This is a genomic window from Streptococcus mitis (genome assembly GCF_008763935.1).
In the GTDB taxonomy this organism is placed as follows: domain Bacteria; phylum Bacillota; class Bacilli; order Lactobacillales; family Streptococcaceae; genus Streptococcus; species Streptococcus mitis_DB.
The window spans coordinates 175704-193299 of sequence record NZ_VTQF01000003.1 but is presented as its reverse complement, the minus strand read 5'-3'; the positions used below and the strand labels follow the sequence as shown (position 1 = coordinate 193299).

The 17596-nt window shown below is 40.7% G+C and carries 28 protein-coding genes; all 28 read right to left on the bottom strand.

The annotated features are described in order from the left end of the window. Positions 1-104 precede the first annotated feature (104 nt). The 28 genes from F9B91_RS06015 to F9B91_RS05880 all read right to left on the bottom strand — a co-directional run bounded on the left by F9B91_RS06015 (position 105) and on the right by F9B91_RS05880 (position 17461). The gene (locus F9B91_RS06015; RefSeq protein ID WP_001050436.1) at positions 105-743 is read right to left on the bottom strand and encodes an adenylate kinase; all 639 of its coding nucleotides are present in this window, start codon (positions 741-743) and stop codon (positions 105-107) included. A gap of 150 nt (positions 744-893) precedes the next feature. Further along, positions 894-2204, bottom strand: coding sequence for a preprotein translocase subunit SecY (gene secY / locus F9B91_RS06010; protein ID WP_000465403.1), 1311 nt, complete (start codon positions 2202-2204; stop codon positions 894-896). A 12-nt stretch (positions 2205-2216) separates the two neighbouring features. Continuing rightward, complete coding sequence (gene rplO / locus F9B91_RS06005) at positions 2217-2657, bottom strand: 50S ribosomal protein L15 (protein ID WP_060627415.1); 441 nt, start codon at positions 2655-2657, stop codon at positions 2217-2219. Positions 2658-2801: 144 nt separating this feature from the next. Next, positions 2802-2984 (bottom strand): 50S ribosomal protein L30, encoded by a 183-nt coding sequence (rpmD, locus tag F9B91_RS06000; RefSeq protein WP_000057241.1) that lies wholly within the window; start codon positions 2982-2984, stop codon positions 2802-2804. 13 nt (positions 2985-2997) lie between these two features. Continuing rightward, a complete protein-coding gene (gene rpsE / locus F9B91_RS05995) occupies positions 2998-3492 on the bottom strand; it encodes a 30S ribosomal protein S5 (protein WP_000874202.1) in 495 nt (164 codons plus the stop codon). Positions 3493-3509: 17 nt separating this feature from the next. Then, positions 3510-3866 (bottom strand): 50S ribosomal protein L18, encoded by a 357-nt coding sequence (rplR, locus tag F9B91_RS05990; protein WP_000624044.1) that lies wholly within the window; start codon positions 3864-3866, stop codon positions 3510-3512. Positions 3867-3949: 83 nt separating this feature from the next. Then, positions 3950-4486: a 50S ribosomal protein L6 gene (gene rplF, locus F9B91_RS05985; protein WP_000086624.1), complete on the bottom strand. Its 537-nt coding sequence runs from the start codon at positions 4484-4486 to the stop codon at positions 3950-3952. Positions 4487-4674: 188 nt separating this feature from the next. Then, complete coding sequence (rpsH, locus tag F9B91_RS05980; RefSeq protein ID WP_000245504.1) at positions 4675-5073, bottom strand: 30S ribosomal protein S8; 399 nt, start codon at positions 5071-5073, stop codon at positions 4675-4677. Positions 5074-5357: 284 nt separating this feature from the next. Continuing rightward, a complete protein-coding gene (locus F9B91_RS05975) occupies positions 5358-5543 on the bottom strand; it encodes a type Z 30S ribosomal protein S14 (RefSeq protein WP_001085697.1) in 186 nt (61 codons plus the stop codon). A gap of 17 nt (positions 5544-5560) precedes the next feature. Next, positions 5561-6103 (bottom strand): 50S ribosomal protein L5, encoded by a 543-nt coding sequence (gene rplE, locus F9B91_RS05970; protein WP_000013542.1) that lies wholly within the window; start codon positions 6101-6103, stop codon positions 5561-5563. Between the two features lie 23 nt (positions 6104-6126). Next, positions 6127-6432, bottom strand: a complete 306-nt coding sequence (gene rplX, locus F9B91_RS05965; RefSeq protein ID WP_000497691.1) for a 50S ribosomal protein L24 — start codon at positions 6430-6432, stop codon at positions 6127-6129. A 78-nt stretch (positions 6433-6510) separates the two neighbouring features. Beyond that, a complete protein-coding gene (rplN, locus tag F9B91_RS05960; RefSeq protein ID WP_000616545.1) occupies positions 6511-6879 on the bottom strand; it encodes a 50S ribosomal protein L14 in 369 nt (122 codons plus the stop codon). 25 nt (positions 6880-6904) lie between these two features. After that, positions 6905-7165, bottom strand: a complete 261-nt coding sequence (rpsQ, locus tag F9B91_RS05955; RefSeq protein WP_000440801.1) for a 30S ribosomal protein S17 — start codon at positions 7163-7165, stop codon at positions 6905-6907. A 24-nt stretch (positions 7166-7189) separates the two neighbouring features. After that, positions 7190-7396: a 50S ribosomal protein L29 gene (gene rpmC, locus F9B91_RS05950; RefSeq protein WP_000772918.1), complete on the bottom strand. Its 207-nt coding sequence runs from the start codon at positions 7394-7396 to the stop codon at positions 7190-7192. 9 nt (positions 7397-7405) lie between these two features. Then, positions 7406-7819: a 50S ribosomal protein L16 gene (gene rplP, locus F9B91_RS05945; protein ID WP_000960946.1), complete on the bottom strand. Its 414-nt coding sequence runs from the start codon at positions 7817-7819 to the stop codon at positions 7406-7408. Positions 7820-7822: 3 nt separating this feature from the next. Beyond that, a complete protein-coding gene (rpsC, locus tag F9B91_RS05940; RefSeq protein WP_000529936.1) occupies positions 7823-8476 on the bottom strand; it encodes a 30S ribosomal protein S3 in 654 nt (217 codons plus the stop codon). A gap of 12 nt (positions 8477-8488) precedes the next feature. Beyond that, positions 8489-8833, bottom strand: a complete 345-nt coding sequence (rplV, locus tag F9B91_RS05935; protein ID WP_000818137.1) for a 50S ribosomal protein L22 — start codon at positions 8831-8833, stop codon at positions 8489-8491. A gap of 11 nt (positions 8834-8844) precedes the next feature. Continuing rightward, positions 8845-9126 carry a 30S ribosomal protein S19 gene (gene rpsS, locus F9B91_RS05930; protein ID WP_000533766.1) on the bottom strand — a complete coding sequence of 94 codons (282 nt, stop codon included), beginning with the start codon at positions 9124-9126 and terminating at the stop codon, positions 8845-8847. A 103-nt stretch (positions 9127-9229) separates the two neighbouring features. Continuing rightward, the gene (gene rplB / locus F9B91_RS05925) at positions 9230-10063 is read right to left on the bottom strand and encodes a 50S ribosomal protein L2 (protein WP_000512911.1); all 834 of its coding nucleotides are present in this window, start codon (positions 10061-10063) and stop codon (positions 9230-9232) included. A gap of 17 nt (positions 10064-10080) precedes the next feature. Then, on the bottom strand, positions 10081-10377 hold the full coding sequence (locus F9B91_RS05920; RefSeq protein ID WP_001055347.1) for a 50S ribosomal protein L23: 297 nt from the start codon (positions 10375-10377) through the stop codon (positions 10081-10083). Continuing rightward, on the bottom strand, positions 10377-11000 hold the full coding sequence (rplD, locus tag F9B91_RS05915) for a 50S ribosomal protein L4 (protein WP_000024549.1): 624 nt from the start codon (positions 10998-11000) through the stop codon (positions 10377-10379). The genes F9B91_RS05920 and rplD overlap by 1 nt, the downstream gene beginning before the upstream one ends. A gap of 24 nt (positions 11001-11024) precedes the next feature. Further along, a complete protein-coding gene (gene rplC / locus F9B91_RS05910; protein ID WP_000160197.1) occupies positions 11025-11651 on the bottom strand; it encodes a 50S ribosomal protein L3 in 627 nt (208 codons plus the stop codon). An 81-nt stretch (positions 11652-11732) separates the two neighbouring features. Next, positions 11733-12041, bottom strand: coding sequence for a 30S ribosomal protein S10 (rpsJ, locus tag F9B91_RS05905; protein ID WP_001284513.1), 309 nt, complete (start codon positions 12039-12041; stop codon positions 11733-11735). A gap of 254 nt (positions 12042-12295) precedes the next feature. Then, the gene (nrdG, locus tag F9B91_RS05900) at positions 12296-12886 is read right to left on the bottom strand and encodes an anaerobic ribonucleoside-triphosphate reductase activating protein (protein ID WP_045612364.1); all 591 of its coding nucleotides are present in this window, start codon (positions 12884-12886) and stop codon (positions 12296-12298) included. After that, positions 12879-13385 (bottom strand): GNAT family N-acetyltransferase, encoded by a 507-nt coding sequence (locus tag F9B91_RS05895; RefSeq protein ID WP_150922727.1) that lies wholly within the window; start codon positions 13383-13385, stop codon positions 12879-12881. Before F9B91_RS05895 ends, nrdG begins: the two co-directional genes overlap by 8 nt. Before the next feature lie 43 nt (positions 13386-13428). After that, on the bottom strand, positions 13429-13569 hold the full coding sequence (locus F9B91_RS05890; protein WP_000521618.1) for a hypothetical protein: 141 nt from the start codon (positions 13567-13569) through the stop codon (positions 13429-13431). Between the two features lie 11 nt (positions 13570-13580). Further along, entirely contained in the window at positions 13581-15788 is a 2208-nt protein-coding gene (nrdD, locus tag F9B91_RS05885; RefSeq protein WP_185761571.1) for an anaerobic ribonucleoside-triphosphate reductase, read from the bottom strand. Between the two features lie 119 nt (positions 15789-15907). Further along, positions 15908-17461: a hypothetical protein gene (locus F9B91_RS05880; RefSeq protein ID WP_049510973.1), complete on the bottom strand. Its 1554-nt coding sequence runs from the start codon at positions 17459-17461 to the stop codon at positions 15908-15910. Positions 17462-17596 lie beyond the last annotated feature (135 nt).

Here is a 17596-nt window from a genome sequence, read left to right as displayed (position 1 = left end):
CCATAAATTTCGATTCGATGCCTCTAGACACAGAGACAACAATTATAAGTCAGACTATCTCAGTATAACATTTGTAGCGGATTTTTGCAAGTGTGAAAAACGCTTTATTTCAAATTTGTCAATACTTTTTCGATATCTGAGAAGACATCATTGATATCTTGATTACCTTCGATGTCATGAACCAAACCTTTGGCACGGTAGTGAGCAATGATTGGTTCTCCTTGAGCAATATTAACGTCCAAACGACGTTTTACTGTCTCAGGCTTATCATCTTCACGTTGGTAGTAATCTTCTTCTTTATAGTCAACTGGTGGGTTAAAGACCTTGTGGAAAGTTTCTCCAGTTACGCGGTGGATGATACGACCACTCAAACGTTCCAAGAGGCTATCTGGGTTCACTTCAATGTTGATGACACCTTCTAGTTCAATACCAAGTTCAGCCAATGTTTTGTCCAAGGCATGAGCTTGTTCAATTGTACGTGGGTAACCATCCAACAAGAATCCTGTTTCTTTAATATCATCTTGTGAAAGACGTTCTTTTACGATTCCATTTGTAACTTCGTCAGGAACCAATTCACCCTTGTCAATATATGACTTAGCAAGAACACCCATTTCAGTTTGATTTGCCATAGCAGCGCGGAACATATCACCTGTTGAGATATGTGCAACATGGAATTGTTCTACGATTTTTGCTGCTTGAGTTCCCTTACCTGCACCAGGTAAGCCCATAATCAAAAGATTCATGATTTGATCTCCTTATTTTATTTTTAAATAGAAGCAAAAAGTCTTTTCACCCCTATTTAAAAACAAAATAGAAGAGGGGAGACCAAACTCTCACAAATGTCAGAGTTTAAACCTCCACTCCCTCAGCAGTTACTGATTCAGTAACTACTTTTATTCTGTTCTATCCATGAAACCAACATACTTACGTTTCAATAGGTATCCTTCCAATTGTTTGATTCCTTCAATACCTGTAGAGATAATGATCAAAAGACTAGTTCCTCCAAAAGCAACTGCTTCTGAAAGTCCGAAAACATCTTTTGCTACGATCGGTAAAATAGAAATCACACCAAGGAAGAGGGAACCAACAGTTGCAAGACGACGAAGAAGTTTAGACATATATTCTTCTGTACCTTTACCAGGACGAACTCCATGGATATAGGCACCGCTCTTTTGTAGGTTCTCTGCAGCTTTTTCAGGATTAATCTGTACAAACGTATAGAAGAATGTAAAGAGAATAATCAACAAAGCATACATGGCAATACCAGTTGGTGAAGTTGTTGCCAGCATTTCTTGTGCTGTTCTTACCCAAGCCCAATCATGACCTGTAGCGCTCAAAAACTGAAGAATAGCCGCAGGCGCTGCAGTAATCGAACTTGCAAAGATAACAGGGATAACTCCAGCAGGGTTTACCTTCAAAGGAAGGTAAGAGCTAGATGGAGCACCTTGTGCAACCTTAGTATATTGGATTGGAATTTTGTATTCTGCTTGTTGAACATAAGTTGTAAAATAAATGATCAACAATACAGTAATAATCAAAATGATTACGAAAATGATAGATGAGTTGATACGGCTACTTGGGACGTTCACAAAGTAGTCTACATAGATGCCCTGAATCATCTCTGGAATTGATGCAACAATCCCGGCAAAGATAATCATAGAAACACCATTTCCGTATCCCTTATCTGTAATTTGCTCTCCCAACCACGTCACAATCATACTACCAGCTGTTAAGATGATACCAATCATGATAAAGACTTGTGGTGTAAGAGCTGTTTTCAACAATTGAGCTCCAGCTAAAGTATTAAAACCAGCTGTAATCCCGATTGATTGCACAAAGGCTAGAACAAGAGCAATATAACGAGTAGCTTGATTTAATTTTCTTCGACCTACTTCCCCTTGTTTACCCCACTCTACAAACTTGGGTAAAATATCCATTTGCAAGAGTTGGACAACGATAGAAGCCGTAATGTAGGGACTAACACCAAGAGCAAAAACTGAGAAGTTTTTCATGGCATTCCCTGAGACCAAACTCAACATGTTTAAGAAGGATAATCCACTTAAAGCATTCAAGCTATTGGCATTCACACCAGGAACTGTAATGCTAGTTCCGATACGAAAGACCAAAACGATAAAAATTGTAAATAAAATTTTTGATCGAACCTGCTTAACTTTAAGAGCTTCTCTTAATAATTTAAAAAACATAGGTCACCTCTCTTAGATGACTTCTACTGAACCACCTTTAGCAGTGATAGCTTCTTCAGCTGATTTAGAGAATTTAGCTGCTTTCACAGTCAATTTCTTAGTCAACTCACCGTTACCAAGAACTTTAACACCTGATTTTTCAGCTTTAACAATTCCTGCTTCGATAAGAACAACTGGAGTAACTTCAGCACCATCTTCAAAGACGTTCAATTGGTCAAGGTTCACAATTGCGTATTCTTTAGCGTTGATGTTAGTGAATCCACGTTTTGGAAGACGACGGAACAATGGAGTTTGTCCACCTTCAAAACCAAGGCGAACTCCGCCACCGCTACGAGCTTTTTGACCTTTTTGACCACGACCAGATGTTTTACCGTTACCTGATGAAGTACCACGACCAACGCGGTTACGTACTTTACGAGAACCTTCTGCAGGTTTCAATTCATGAAGTTTCATTTTTATTTTCTCCTCTTTTGTAAAATGCTAGCGCCGATAAGGGAGAAAAGGTTGTCTCCCCCATCAACTCGCCTATACGACGTCATCATAGATGACTATATCTAGTTTTAGGGGATGGTATAGTGCACATCCCCTAAAAATTCATTAGTTTACTTCTTCAACTGTTACCAAGTGAGATACTGCTGTGATCATACCACGGATAGCAGCGTTATCTTCTTTAATAACAGAGCTGTTCAATTTGCCAAGTCCAAGTGCTACAACAGTTTTACGTTGTGATGGAATGCGTCCGATTGGAGACTTAGTCAAAGTAATTTTAATTTGAGCCATTTTATCCCCTTTCTTATGCCAAATCAGAAACTGAAATACCACGAAGGGCAGCAACTTCTTCAGCGCGTTTCAATTGTTTCAAACCTTCAACAGTTGCACGAACAATGTTGATTGGAGTGTTAGAACCAAGTGATTTAGATGTAATATCTGCCACACCTGCCAATTCCACAACGGCACGAACTGCACCTCCAGCGGCAACTCCAGAACCTTCTACAGCAGGTTTCAACAATACTTTAGCTCCACCGAATTCTGAAAGAACTTCGTGTGGGATTGTTGTTCCAACCATAGGAACTTCGATCAAGTTTTTCTTAGCATCATCTACTGCTTTACGGATTGCTTCTGGAACTTCTTGAGCTTTACCAGTACCAAATCCTACGCGACCGTTGTGGTCACCAACAACAACAAGAGCTGCGAAACGAAGACGACGTCCACCTTTAACAACTTTTGTAACACGGTTGACAGCAACTACGCGTTCTTCTAATTCAACTGCATTGTCTTTAAATGCCATTTTCTAGTGTCCTCCTATTAGAATTTCAATCCGTTTTCACGAGCTGCATCAGCCAAAGCTTTCACACGTCCGTGATATAGATATCCACCGCGGTCGAACACCACTTCTGAAATACCTTTAGCGTTTGCACGTTCTGCAACGAGTTTACCGACAGCAACGGCTTGTTCAGTTTTAGTTCCTTTTGAAACTTCTTTGTCAAGAGTTGAAGCACTTGCGAGCGTTACACCCGCTACGTCATCAATCACTTGAGCGTAGATGCCTGTATTAGAACGGAATACGTTCAAACGTGGGCGATCAGCAGTTCCAGAGAGTTTTCCGCGAACGCGACGGTGGCGTTTTTGGCGGAGTTTGTTTTTATCTGGTTTTGAAATCACAGTTTTCACCTCTTTAGTTTTAAATCGTGTGCTATGCACAAAGTTGGAAAATAGGTTGGTGGTCGAGAATCAACCACTCAACATTATTTACCTGTTTTACCTTCTTTACGGCGAACAAATTCACCAACGTAACGGATACCTTTACCTTTATATGGTTCTGGTGAACGAAGGCTACGTACGTAAGCAGCTGTTTGACCAACTACTTCTTTTGAAATTCCGCTAACAACGATTGTTGTTGGGTTTGGAAGTTCAAAAGTAATTCCTTCTGGAGCTTCAACTTCGTCTGGATGAGATTTACCAACAGCCAAAACAAGTTTAGATCCTTGAAGTTGTGCACGGTAACCAACCCCACGCATTTCAAGTTCTTTCTTGAATCCTTCTGATACACCAATAACCATGTTGTTCAAAAGGGCACGAGTAGTTCCGTGGATAGTTTTCATTTCTTTTGAATCGTTTGGACGGTGAAGAGTTACTTCAGTACCTTCCACACGGATTTCAATATCTTTTGAGAACTCACGAGTAAGTTCTCCTTTAGGTCCTTTTACAGTTACAACGTTGTCATTGTTAGTGATTTCTACACCAGCAGGCAACACGATAACTTTATTACCAATACGTGACATGTTTATTTTCTCCTGTTAAATTGTCAGGCCATAACGGCCAGTTTTCACGGGGGTTAAATCGATTTCTCGATTTAAAGGAATATTTAGGTTTCAATTTCAAAGTGGAGCTAGGCATCGTCTCGCAGGCATAACATTGGGTTAGTCAAGAGACGATAACGACGAGTCACAAAGAAATTGGGAGCTAAATATTACCAAACGTAAGCGATAACTTCCCCACCAACATTCTTTTGGCGTGCTTCTTTATCAGTAAGCAAACCTTCAGAAGTTGAAAGGATAGCAATTCCAAGTCCGTTAAGAACTTTTGGAAGGTCTTCACGTTTTTTGTAGACACGAAGTCCTGGTTTAGAAACACGTTTCAAGTTAGTGATAACTTTTTCACCGTTTGGTCCGTATTTAAGGAATACACGGATGATGCCTTGTTTGTCATCTTCGATGATTTCAACGTTTTTTACAAAACCTTCGCGTTTAAGGATTTCAGCAATCCCTTTTTTGATGTTTGATGCAGGTACTTCAAGTACTTCGTGTTTAGCTTGGTTAGCGTTACGAATACGAGTTAGGAAGTCTGCGATTGGGTCAGTCATAACCATTTTGTTTTTCTCCTCTTACTAGTAGTTTGCAAGTTGCACTTGCTAGTTAATACATGATACAAAGAGCGTAACATCAAGAGCAAAAATAGGCAATTTGATGTAGGAGCGAAGCTCCAAAGAAAATTGGTCTTTTTTGCCAAAGCTGTAGCTCGTGTTCAAATTGGCAAGCCCAACTGAACCCGAGCTAAACTCTGTGTGAAAAAGATAAACTTTCCTAGAAACTTCAGTTTCTTCGTCAAGTTTCCTATTTTCACTTAGAGTTTTGACGCCCTTGATATCTTAAATTACCAAGATGCTTTTGTTACACCAGGGATTTGTCCTTTGTAAGCTAATTCACGGAAGCAAACACGGCAAAGTTTAAATTTGCGGTAAACTGAATGTGGACGACCACATTTTTCACAACGAGTATAAGCTTGAGTAGAGAACTTCGCTGGACGTTTGTTCTTAGCAATCATTGATTTTTTAGCCATTAGATTTACCTCCTATATTATTTTGCAAAAGGCATTCCAAGGCCTGTAAGCAATGCACGTGACTCTTCGTCAGTGTTAGCAGTTGTTACGATAACGATGTCAAGACCACGAGTTTTGTCAACGTCATCGAAGTTGATTTCTGGGAAGATCAATTGTTCTTTCACACCAAGTGTGTAGTTTCCACGTCCATCAAATGATTTTGTTGGAACACCATGGAAGTCACGTACACGTGGAAGTGAAACTGAAACCAATTTATCCAAGAATTCGTACATACGTTCACCACGAAGGGTAACTTTTGCACCGATCGCAACACCTTCACGAAGACGGAAGCCGGCGATTGATTTTTTAGCTTTAGTGATAAGTGGTTTTTGACCTGAGATAAGTGCCAATTCTTCAGCAGCTTTTTCAAGGCTTTTAGCGTTTGATACAGCTTCACCAACACCCATGTTCAAAACGATCTTATCTACTTTAGGCACAGCCATCACTGATGAGTAGTTGAATTGTTCTGTCAAAGCAGGAACTACTTCATTAAGATATTTTTCTTTTAAACGATTTGCCATTATACTTCTCCTTTCCTTCGTGATTAATCAAGCACTTCGCCTGATTTTTTGTTGTAGCGAACTTTTTTACCGTCTACAAATTTGTAACCAACACGACCAGCTACACCATTTTTGTCCAAAACTTGAACGTTTGATACGTGGATAGCTGCTTCTTTCTCGATGATACCACCTTGAGGAAGTTCGTTAGTTGGACGTTGGTGTTTCTTAACGATGTTAACACCTTCAACGATAACTTTGTTTACTTTTGGAAGGGCAGTAAGGACAACAGCTTCTGTTCCCTTATCTTTACCAGCGATTACGCGAACTTTGTCGCCTTTTTTTACAAACATTAGGTTTCTCCTTGATTTTTCTTACGCCCATAAGGGCACCCTGGAGGTAAATCCAGGGGACTAGTTTGTTTCTAAAAATTAAAGTACTTCTGGAGCAAGTGACACGATCTTCATGAAGCCACCTTCACGCAATTCACGTGCAACTGGGCCAAAGATACGTGTTCCGCGAGGAGTTTTGTCTTCACGGATGATAACTGCTGCGTTTTCGTCAAATTTGATGTATGAACCATCAGCACGACGAGCACCTGATTTAGTACGAACGATAACTGCTTTAACAACGTCACCTTTTTTAACCGCACCACCAGGAGTAGCTTGTTTTACAGATGCCACGATAACATCACCGATGTTTGCAAATTTACGTCCTGAACCACCAAGAACTTTGATAGTCAAGATTTCGCGAGCACCGCTGTTGTCTGCGACTTTCAAACGAGTTTCTGTTTGAATCATTTCAGTTTTCTCCTTTCAGGTTTGATTAGATGATGACCGCTTCTTCAACAACTTCTACAAGACGGAAACGTTTTGTAGCTGAAAGCGGACGAGTTTCCATGATACGTACAATATCGCCTTCTTTGGCAACATTGTTTTCATCATGAGCTTTGTATTTTTTAGAGTAGTTAATACGTTTACCATAGACTGGGTGGTTACGTTTTGTTTCAACTACAACTGTGATTGTCTTGTCCATTTTGTCAGATACAACACGTCCAACAAGAACTTTACGATTATTGCGTTCCATTGAAATTTCTCCTTCCCTAGTCTATTATTTCGCTTCAGATTGAACTGTTTTGATACGAGCGATTTGTTTTTTAACTTCTTTCAAGCGAGCTGTTTGTTCCAATTGACCAGTAGCAGCTTGGAAACGAAGTTCAAACAATTCTTTTTTCAATTCGTTTTCGCGCTTCGCGAGTTCTTCTTGAGAAAGACCACGAAGTTCTTTAACAAATTCTTTTACTTCATTAAGTTTCATGCCTTCTCCTTATTCTGCTTCACGTTTTACGAATTTACATTTAACTGGCAATTTGTGGCTAGCAAGACGAAGTGCTTCGCGTGCAATCTCTTCAGATACACCAGCGATTTCGAACATCACTTTACCACGTTTAACTGGTGCTACCCAACCTTCAGGTGCCCCTTTACCAGATCCCATACGCACACCGATAGCTTTAGCAGTGTATGATTTGTGTGGGAAGATTTTAATCCAAACTTTACCACCACGTTTCATGTAACGAGTCATGGCGATACGAGCAGCTTCGATTTGGCGGTTAGTGATCCAGTGGCTAGTTGTAGCTTGAAGACCGTATTCACCGAATGCTACTTCTTTTCCACCTTTTGCTTCACCGCGCATTTTTCCACGGAATTCACGACGGTGTTTAACACGTTTAGGTACTAACATTGGTTATTTACCTCCTTTAGTGTTTTTGCGAGCTGGAAGAACTTCACCACGGTAGATCCATACTTTAACACCAAGTTTACCGTATGTAGTATCTGCTTCTTCCCAAGCGTAATCGATATCTGCACGAAGTGTGTGAAGTGGAACAGTTCCTTCAGAGTATCCTTCTGCACGGGCGATATCTGCACCGTTCAAACGACCTGATACTTGAGTTTTGATTCCTTTAGCTCCAGCACGCATTGCACGTTGGATTGCTTGTTTTTGTGCACGACGGAAAGCAACACGTTGCTCCAATTGACGAGCAATTCCTTCACCTACAAGGTGAGCATCCAAATCAGGTTGTTTGATTTCGATGATGTTGATGTGTACTTGTTTTCCAGTCAATTTGTTAAGTTTTGCACGGAGTGCATCAACGTTAGCACCACCTTTACCGATAACCATACCTGGTTTAGCAGTGTGAAGTGAAACGTTAACTTTGTTTACTGCGCGTTCGATTTCGATAGTTGAAACTGCTGCGTCAGCAAGTTCTTTTTGAACGAATTTACGGATTGCAAGATCTTCATGAAGGTAATCCGCGTATTCTTTTTCAGCATACCATTTGGCATCCCAATCACGGATGATGCCGACACGCATACCAATTGGATGTACTTTTTGACCCACGATTTTACCTCCTTATTTTTCTGCAACAGCTACAGTGATGTGAGCTGTACGTTTGTTGATTGGTGAAGCTGAACCTTTCGCACGTGGACGGAAACGTTTCATAGTTGGTCCTTCGTTTGCGAATGCTTCAGATACTACCAAGTTAGCTTTATCCAAACCAAAGTTGTTTTCAGCGTTAGCTACAGCTGAGTTCAAAACTTTCAAGATGATTTCAGCAGCTTTGTTTGGAGTGAATGTCAAGATTGCGATTGCATCGGCTACGCTTTTACCACGGATGTTATCAAGAACAAGACGTGATTTACGAGGTGAAACACGTACTGTACGAGCCATTGCTTTAGCTGAAGTAATTTCTGCCATTTATGTTCTCCTTATTTTCTACGTGTTTTCTTGTCGTCTGCAGCGTGACCTTTGTAAGTACGAGTTGGTGCAAATTCACCAAGTTTGTGACCTACCATGTCTTCTTGGATGTAAACAGGTACGTGTTTACGTCCGTCATAAACTGCAATAGTGTAACCAATGAAACTTGGGAAGATCGTTGAACGACGTGACCAAGTTTTAATAACTTTTTTCTTTTCGTCGTTAGCTTGAGCTTCAACTTTTTTCATCAAATGCTCATCGACGAAAGGTCCTTTTTTAAGACTGCGTCCCATTTTTATATTTTCTCCTTTAAATGTTGTACCACAGCGGCTTGCGCTCACAAGGAGCGCTACCGAGCTGGCGGATTTACTAGTTGCTTAAGCGACTAGTTTAATATTATTTCTCGTTGCGACGACGAACGATAAGTTTGTCAGATTTCGCTTTCTTGTTACGAGTTTTAAGACCAAGAGCAGGTTTGCCCCATGGAGTAGATGGTGCTTTACGACCAACTGGTGCTTTACCTTCACCACCACCGTGTGGGTGATCGTTAGGGTTCATTACAGAACCACGAACTGTTGGGCGGATACCTTTCCAACGGCTACGTCCTGCTTTACCAAGGTTTACAAGTCCATGTTGTTCATTTCCGACAACACCAACTGTAGCACGGCAAGTTCCAAGAATCATACGAACTTCACCTGATTGAAGACGAACAAGAACGTATTTACCTTCAGAACCCAATACTTGAGCAGATGCTCCAGCAGCACGTACCAATTCACCACCACGACCTGGTTTCAACTCGATGTTGTGGATCAAAGTACCAACTGGGATGTTAGCAAGTGGAAGAGCATTTCCGACTTTAATATCTGCTTCTGGACCTGAAACGATACGTTGACCTACTTCAAGACCTTTTGGAGCGATGATGTATGCTTTCACACCGTCAGTGTAGTGTACAAGAGCGATGTTTGCAGAACGGTTTGGATCGTACTCGATTGTTTTAACAACTGCTTCAACGTTGTCTTTGTTACGTTTGAAGTCAACCAAACGGTAGAAACGTTTGTGTCCACCACCTTGGTGACGAACTGTGATACGACCGTTGTTATTACGACCAGCCTTGCTCTTCAATGCAACAAGCAATGATTTTTCAGGAGTGCTTGTTGTGATTTCAGCGAAATCCAAAGAAGTCATATTACGGCGACCGTTTGTTGTTGGTTTATAAACACGAATTCCCACGATATTTCCTCCTTAGATTATTCAGCTTCAGCAGCAAACAACTCGATTGCTTTTGAATCAGCTGTAAGTGTGATGATAGCTTTTTTAGTTTTGTTAGTAAAACCAGTGTAACGTCCAACACGTTTAGCTTTTGGTTTTACGTTGATTGTGTTAACATTAGCAACTTTAACACCTTCGAAAGCAGCTTCAACAGCTTGCTTGATCAAAAGTTTGTGTGCACGAGTGTCAACTTCAAATACATATTTTCCTGCTTCAAGTTGAGCCATTGAGCTTTCAGTGATGACAGGTTTTTTGATAACATCATACAAATTCATTATGCAAGAACCTCCTCGATTTTAGAGATAGCTGCTTGAGTAACAAGAAGTTTGTCACTATTTGCGATGTCAAGAACACTTGCAGTTGTAGCAGTCGCAACTTTCACGTTTGGAAGGTTACGAGCTGAGAGAGCTGCGAATTCGTTTCCTTCTTCAAGAATAACAAGGACTTTAGAATCGATGCTCAAAGCTGCAAGAACTTTTGCAAATTCAGCAGTTTTTGGAGCTGTAAATTCAAGAGAATCAACGGCTACAAATTTATTTTCAGCAACTTTTTCTGAGTAAACAGATTTAAGTGCAAGGCGACGAACTTTTTGAGGAAGTTTGTACGCATAGCTACGTGGAGTTGGTCCGAAGACGATTCCACCACCACGCCATTGTGGAGAGCGGATAGAACCTTGACGAGCACGTCCAGTTCCTTTTTGACGCCATGGTTTGCGTCCGCCACCTGAAACAGCTGAGCGGTTTTTAACTGCGTGAGTTCCTTGACGAAGGCTAGCACGTTGGCTGATGATCACATCAAACACAACAGATTGGTTTGGTTCGATACCAAAGATTGCATCGTTAAGAACAACTTCGCCCGCTTGTTTGCCAGTTTGGTCGAATAATGTTACATTTGCCATTTTGACTGTATTCCCCTTTCCTTATTATTTACCAGCTTTAACTGCTGACTTGATAGTGATAAGAGATTTCTTAGCACCTGGTACGTTACCTTTGATAAGGATAACGTTCTTTTCTGGAACAACTTGTACAACTTCAAGGTTTTGAATTGTTACGCGGTCACCACCCATACGTCCTGCAAGGTTTTTACCTTTGAATACGCGGTTAGGTGCAACAGGTCCCATAGAACCTGGACGACGGTGGTAACGAGAACCGTGAGCCATTGGTCCACGTGATTGTCCGTGGCGTTTGATAACACCTTGGAAACCTTTACCTTTAGAAGTACCAGTTACGTCAACAACATCTCCAGCTGCGAATGTTTCAACTGTGATTTCAGCGCCAACTTCCAAGCCTTCAACGTTTTTGAATTCACGAATGAAGCGCTTAGGAGCCGTGTTAGCTTTCGCTACATGTCCTTTAGCAGGTTTGTTGCTCAATACTTCGCGTTTGTCATCGAAACCAACTTGGATAGCGTTGTATCCGTCTGTTTCAACAGTTTTAACTTGAAGAACAACGTTTGGAGTTGCTTCAATAACTGTTACAGGGATCAATTCGCCAGCTTCAGTGAAGATTTGAGTCATTCCCACTTTTTTCCCTAAGATTCCTTTTGTCATGAGAAAATAGTTCCTTTTCTATATTTTTTATTCAAAAAGTTTTTAACGAGCGTTTTTTATGCTCAAATATCAAGCTTTAGATTAAAGTTTGATTTCTACGTTTACACCACTTGGAAGATCCAATTTCATCAACGCATCAACTGTTTTTTGAGTTGGGTTAACGATATCGATCAAACGTTTGTGTGTACGCATTTCAAATTGTTCGCGAGAGTCTTTGTATTTGTGAGTCGCACGAATAATTGTGTAGAGGCTACGTTCAGTTGGAAGTGGGATTGGACCCGCAACTTGTGCACCTGTACGAGTAGCTGATTCTACGATTTTTGCAGCCGCTGTGTCAAGCGTACGGTGTTCGTAAGCTTTCAAACGGATACGGATTTTTTTGTTTGCCATCTTTTTCTCCTTTTCGTCTATTTAAGATAATAGGCTAGCTCCACAAGAAAACCGACGCGTTGTTACGTGGCAATGCAACCGAGCGTGTCGCAACCTCTTGCATCAAAGCTAAGGCTGTAATTTACAGCACCATAATAGAATAACACAAAACCCCTGCGATTGCAAGGGATTTGTTGCTGTTTTTTTAAAATTTTTAACATGAAAATGTTTTCTTTTTTGGTGGGTCATTTATTTAAGTATTTTATGGAAGAAAGTTACTCTCTCTTCACCTGTTCATAGCTTTCTTTTCCGTCATTAAGCTTGTCCCAAATCACTACTTGCCCACTTTTGAGAGATTTTTGCACATCGATAATTCGTTGATTGGAAGAACCTCGAAACTGGAGCATGAGATTTCTCTTAGTTCGATCGTATCGTCCATCGACAAGAATGTCAATCAATGATAAGAGTTCCAGTTTATCTGGAGTTTCCAACAACATTTCTTCCCATGTATAGCCCGTCCAGGACCAGATGTCTTTGTCTGGCAATTCCTTCCGGATACGTTTCACGAGTGGCAAAAGGATTCCTGTATTAAGGAAGGGTTCTCCTCCTAATAAAGTCAAGCCTTGAACATAAGGTTGAGCGAGATCTTCCATGATCTGTTCTTCTAATTCTGCTGTATAAGGAATGCCAGCATTAAAAGACCAAGTCGCAACATTATAACATCCCTCGCAGTGAAACATGCAACCTGATACATAGAGAGAGTTACGCACGCCTTCTCCATCCACAAAGTTAAAGGCCTTGTAGTCGATGATACGCCCTTGACTGAGCTCTTCACTTTTCCATTCTTGTGGTTTTGGATTATTCATTCGCTACCTCTATCCAATAACGCTTGACTCCATTACGAACATCCTCAATGAGACCTCCATTTGCTAAAATGACTGCTCTGCTAGCAGGATTATTTACGCTACAGGTCACAAGAGCTTTCTTGATGTTCTTTTCCTTAGCAACTTGCAAGCCCTGACGGAGAGTTTCCTTAGCATAACCCTTGCCTCTTTCTGATGGACGAATGGAGTAGCCAATGTGCCCACCTTCTTCTAGTAAAAAGTTACTGAGGCGCAATCGGAGATTAAGAAATCCAATTGCTTTACCTTTCACAGAAAAAGCTACTAACTGAATTGCGGGAACCCATCCTTCAATCAAATTAATCCCCATTTCCTGATTCTGATTACTTTCCAACCATTCTTCATACACAAATTTCTCTGTATCCCAAAATCCTCCATCATGGGCTGATTGGCTCTTTTCAAACTCTGTCATCATCTCTAAAACTGTTTCTTTATCTGCTAATCTTGGTCTGCGTAATTCCATCCTTACCTCCCACTAAGAGAAAAGCGAGAGCTGACTCTCACTTTTATTTCTTCTTATTCTTATTTAAAAATTGTTCTCTGAGGTTGAGCAAGCGTTCTTTTTTACCAGCTCCACCTTTAGAGTGTTTCTCGTGATAACGGGTCACTTGTGCACGCCCCTTATCGTCTAATTGATATTTTCCCATTTCAGTTCTTTCTAATTTGTTACTTGATGGCCAGCTATTTTAATCGTTGAACCATTCATATGTTTGACACGCGCTGCGATTTCCTTGTGACGTCCATTAACCATCGGACGCGCTTGAGGATTGCCTAAATAGCCACAAGTCCGTTTAACAACGTCTACTGTTTTAGGGTCGCTATTTCCACAGTTTGGACAAGCAAATCCTCTCTCAGTTGGTTCAAAATCCCCTTCAAAGTCACACTTGTAGCAACGGTCTATTGGAGTATTGGTCCCAAGATAGCCCACACGGTCATAGGCATAATCCCAAACAGCTTCCAAGGCCTTAGGATTTTGCTGAAGGACTGGATACTCACAATAATGGATAAAACCACCTGACGCACCTGCTTCTGGATAGACTTTCTCAAAGTCTAATTTTTCAAACGGTGTTGGATTTTTACGAACATCATAATGGAAAGAATTGGTGTAGTATTCCTTGTCTGTGATGTCAGGAATAGAGCCAAACTTCTCTGTATCTAGTCGGCAGAAACGATCTGTCAAACTTTCAGATGGTGTTGAGTAGATAGAGAAATGATAGCCATATTGGTCAGACCACTCTTCTACACGGCGTTTCATATCGCGAATGATGTCTAGCGTGAATTCCTTAGCATCTGGATTGCTTTCCCAGCTGTTACCAAAGAAAACAGTCGCTACTTCATACAAACCGATATAGCCCAGCGAAACTGTTGCCCGACGATTCTTAAAGAGCTGGTCAACACTTTCTTCTTTACCTAGACGATGGCCAAAAGCACCGTACTGATAAAGGATAGGAGCATTGGCTGGTGTCGCCTCTTTAGTGCGTTCGACACGGTAAACAAGAGCATCTTCAGCGATATTCATACGCTCGTTGAAGATTTCCCAGAACTTATTCATGTCACCATCAGACTCGAGGGCGATGCGAGGAAGATTGACCGTCACAACGCCTAGATTCATCCGACCTGAATTGACTTCTACGCCATTCTCGTCTTTCCATCCTTGAAGGAAAGAACGACAACCCATAGGAACTTTGAAAGAACCTGTCAAGTCAACAATCTTATCATAAGACAAGACGTCTGGATACATCCGCTTGGTTGCGCACTCTAGAGCCAACTGCTTGATGTCGTAGTTGGGTGTCCCTTCCTCTAAGTTGAGTCCTCTTTTAAGCGTGAAGATAAGTTTAGGGAAGATAGCTGTTCGATGTTCTGAACCAAGGCCCTTGATTCGGATGTTCAAGATAGCTTTTTGAATTTCACGCTCAAAACGATTGGTTCCCAGACCAAAACCGAGCGAAGTAAAAGGTGTTTGCCCATTTGAAGTGAAGAGAGTATTGATTTCATACTCAAGAGATTGCATGGCATCATAGATGTCTTTTTGCGTTTTCTTCCAAGCGTAATCTTCCCGTTTTTCAGGCAAGACCCATTCTTCTGCATCTTTGAGGTGTTTTTGGTAATTCTTCTCTGCGTAAGGAGCCAAGACTTCATCGATACGGTCAGCTGAACAGCCACCGTACTGGCTAGAAGCAACGTTGGCGATGATTTGGGAAATCTGAGCTGTCGCAGTCTGGATAGACTTGGGACTTTCTACCTCTGCATTTCCAATCTTAAAACCATTTTCCAACATACCTTTAAAATCAATCAAACAGCAGTTGGTCATAGGGGTATAAGGACTGTAGTCCAAATCGTGATAGTGGATATCCCCCTTTTGGTGGGCATTGGCTACGTGCTTAGGAAGCATTTGCAGTCCGATTGATTTCCCAACAATCCCTGCTGTCAAATCACGCTGGGTATTAAAGACATCACTGTCCTTATTAGCATTTTCATTGACAACTGCCTGATCTTTATTGAGAAGCTTATGGATACTAAAGTTAATATCTGTCGCTTTTGAGCGCTCAAAATCCCTCTGTGTCCGATAAGTGATATACTCCTCAGCTAGCGCATATTCTTTGGCTTCAAGGAGTTCATGTTCTACGATATTTTGAATTTCGTAAATCTTAACCCCCTGTGGAAAGCGACTATGAATTTCTGTGACAATTCGCTCGGTCAAAGCATTTAGGCGTTTTTCGACCAAGGGTGTCACATCCATAACCTTGTCTGCCGCCTTGTGGATAGCCTTGTCAATCTTGTCCACATCAAATGCAACACGTCTCCCATCTCGTTTTTCAACGAAGAGGGTTGCTAAAGTTGTAATTTTTTCTTCTAGTGCAATCATATACATGCTCGTTTCTAAAATGTTCTTTCTAAAAAGTATTATACCACTCTAAAAATAAAAATCAATATCTTGTGTTAAAAATCCTAAAATTTTTAAAAATACACAAGATATTGATTTGGCTATTTGATTTTATAGACTTTAAACTCTGAATAATCAGTCTTTACTTGTTGATAATTTTCTTTTAAGAGTGTCTCCGCCTCAGACCAGAGAGCCACCTTGTCGTTTACCACAATCACCTTAGGTTGGTTTTCTTTCAAGTCATGAATCAAGGTAGTTTTATTTTCTTCTGTATTCGTATAAAGAAGAGGTGATGGGAACATGGATCCAGCCAAACGCTGACTTTCTTTATACATTTGAACATGAGAATCCCAAATATAGATTTGGTCACCATCACTCGTCTCTTGTTTGACTCTGTCTACTACTTGATGTTGTTCTCTATAAGAAGCTGGATGCAAAACAAAACGAGCCACAAAAGGAATTGCAATCAGATAAACCACCACTAGGATAGGTAAGTAGAGATTCCCCTTCATAAATTTTTTCCATAAAGTAGGAGCTTCTTCTCTTCTCCGACGACGATCTCCTCTAGCTGAATGTTTCCCACGAATACTGGTCATCAAAAGAAGGAGTAAAAATGGAAGGATTAGAATCAAACACGAACCGTGAAGAGGTTCTTGAGAAAAAAGCAACAAGGCTAATACAAATATGAAAGCAAAACTAGCTGGTACTGAAATAACATATAATCTTGATGCCTTTGATTGGAACAAACCTAGAAAAACAAGGAAGAGAGCTCCTAAACCAAAGGTCAACAAACCATAGAATAGAACATTATCCATTAGTTGGGGATTGATAAAGACCTGAAGGGAATCAATCGGATATAAAAGACTTCCTAGAGCTTCTCCAAAGCCACCTGAAGCAAGAACATAATATCCTACTGGGTAAAAAATGAGAGAAAAGCCAAGTGCTGCTGCAAAAAACTGATAAACTCCATGAGCAAGGCGACCATGCCCAACATTAAAGACAAACAAACCAATTGTTACTACTGCAATAAAGAGAAGACTTGTAAGAGGCTCTATGAAAAATGATAGGGCCAAGAAAATCCCCAGACGTAGAAATCCCTTGTCATGGTTAGGAGTTGATAGATAAGCTGCTATGAACGAAAATCCTGCAAACAGAAATGGCAAAGCTAAAATCGTAGCATATCCTCCGCCAAAACCGAGACCGGATACCAAAATATAAAATATGGTTAGGAGTTGCTTGGCTTGTTCCCTTTGTCCCGTCAGATAGTCAGTTGAAGAAAAGAGGAAGTAACCTCCTCCTAAGAGGGCTAGCCATTCTACCAAGGCAAAAAGGATGCCTCCTTGGGTGATGTAAAGTAGCAAGTAATAAATAAGACCGTGACTTGCATAATAGCTACTGTAAAGCTGTCCTCCCTGATGTAAAGCCCACCCTATATACAAATCCTGCGCCTGAGAGGGACTTACCATATCTAAAAGTAAAGGTAGCACCACAGAAAAAACCGTTGCAATCGTACTTCCAATGATGAGTCTGAAAAACGGAAAAGCTACCTGTTCTTCTTTTTCTACATGAGATTCAAGGTTCCTATCCAATCTATTTTCAATCTCATTACTCTGTATCGTTTTGGATACTTCTTCTATTCTGCCATATACAGCCATGTCGTTTCTCCTATTCAATTTATCTGTCTTAGTATATCAAAAAGACCTAAAATTGTCAGCTTGCGATGGCTGTTTGAGCGATTTTTTGCATAGTTTCACAAAGGTTTCAATTTCCCGAAATCGGTGTAAATGCGT

Coding starts and splice junctions, on each gene's coding strand:
- rplC (WP_000160197.1), bottom strand. CDS start 11,651: ATGACAAAAGGAATCTTAGGGAAAAAAGTGGGAATGACTCAAATCTTC.
- rpmC (WP_000772918.1), bottom strand. CDS start 7,396: ATGAAACTTAATGAAGTAAAAGAATTTGTTAAAGAACTTCGTGGTCTT.
- rplD (WP_000024549.1), bottom strand. CDS start 11,000: ATGGCAAATGTAACATTATTCGACCAAACTGGCAAACAAGCGGGCGAA.
- F9B91_RS05880 (WP_049510973.1), bottom strand. CDS start 17,461: ATGGCTGTATATGGCAGAATAGAAGAAGTATCCAAAACGATACAGAGT.
- rplN (WP_000616545.1), bottom strand. CDS start 6,879: ATGATTCAAACAGAAACTCGTTTGAAAGTCGCAGACAACAGCGGTGCT.
- rpmD (WP_000057241.1), bottom strand. CDS start 2,984: ATGGCTCAAATTAAAATTACTTTGACTAAGTCTCCAATCGGACGCATT.
- rplX (WP_000497691.1), bottom strand. CDS start 6,432: ATGTTTGTAAAAAAAGGCGACAAAGTTCGCGTAATCGCTGGTAAAGAT.
- rplV (WP_000818137.1), bottom strand. CDS start 8,833: ATGGCAGAAATTACTTCAGCTAAAGCAATGGCTCGTACAGTACGTGTT.
- F9B91_RS05895 (WP_150922727.1), bottom strand. CDS start 13,385: ATGGAATTACGCAGACCAAGATTAGCAGATAAAGAAACAGTTTTAGAG.
- F9B91_RS05975 (WP_001085697.1), bottom strand. CDS start 5,543: ATGGCTAAAAAATCAATGATTGCTAAGAACAAACGTCCAGCGAAGTTC.
- F9B91_RS06015 (WP_001050436.1), bottom strand. CDS start 743: ATGAATCTTTTGATTATGGGCTTACCTGGTGCAGGTAAGGGAACTCAA.
- rplO (WP_060627415.1), bottom strand. CDS start 2,657: ATGAAACTTCATGAATTGAAACCTGCAGAAGGTTCTCGTAAAGTACGT.
- rplF (WP_000086624.1), bottom strand. CDS start 4,486: ATGTCACGTATTGGTAATAAAGTTATCGTGTTGCCTGCTGGTGTAGAA.
- rplP (WP_000960946.1), bottom strand. CDS start 7,819: ATGTTAGTACCTAAACGTGTTAAACACCGTCGTGAATTCCGTGGAAAA.
- rpsH (WP_000245504.1), bottom strand. CDS start 5,073: ATGGTTATGACTGACCCAATCGCAGACTTCCTAACTCGTATTCGTAAC.
- rpsS (WP_000533766.1), bottom strand. CDS start 9,126: ATGGGACGCAGTCTTAAAAAAGGACCTTTCGTCGATGAGCATTTGATG.
- rplE (WP_000013542.1), bottom strand. CDS start 6,103: ATGGCAAATCGTTTAAAAGAAAAATATCTTAATGAAGTAGTTCCTGCT.
- F9B91_RS05890 (WP_000521618.1), bottom strand. CDS start 13,569: ATGGGAAAATATCAATTAGACGATAAGGGGCGTGCACAAGTGACCCGT.
- nrdD (WP_185761571.1), bottom strand. CDS start 15,788: ATGATTGCACTAGAAGAAAAAATTACAACTTTAGCAACCCTCTTCGTT.
- F9B91_RS05920 (WP_001055347.1), bottom strand. CDS start 10,377: ATGAATTTGTATGATGTTATCAAAAAACCTGTCATCACTGAAAGCTCA.
- rpsE (WP_000874202.1), bottom strand. CDS start 3,492: ATGGCATTTAAAGACAATGCAGTTGAATTAGAAGAACGCGTAGTTGCT.
- nrdG (WP_045612364.1), bottom strand. CDS start 12,886: ATGAATAATCCAAAACCACAAGAATGGAAAAGTGAAGAGCTCAGTCAA.
- rpsQ (WP_000440801.1), bottom strand. CDS start 7,165: ATGGAACGCAATAATCGTAAAGTTCTTGTTGGACGTGTTGTATCTGAC.
- rpsJ (WP_001284513.1), bottom strand. CDS start 12,041: ATGGCAAACAAAAAAATCCGTATCCGTTTGAAAGCTTACGAACACCGT.
- secY (WP_000465403.1), bottom strand. CDS start 2,204: ATGTTTTTTAAATTATTAAGAGAAGCTCTTAAAGTTAAGCAGGTTCGA.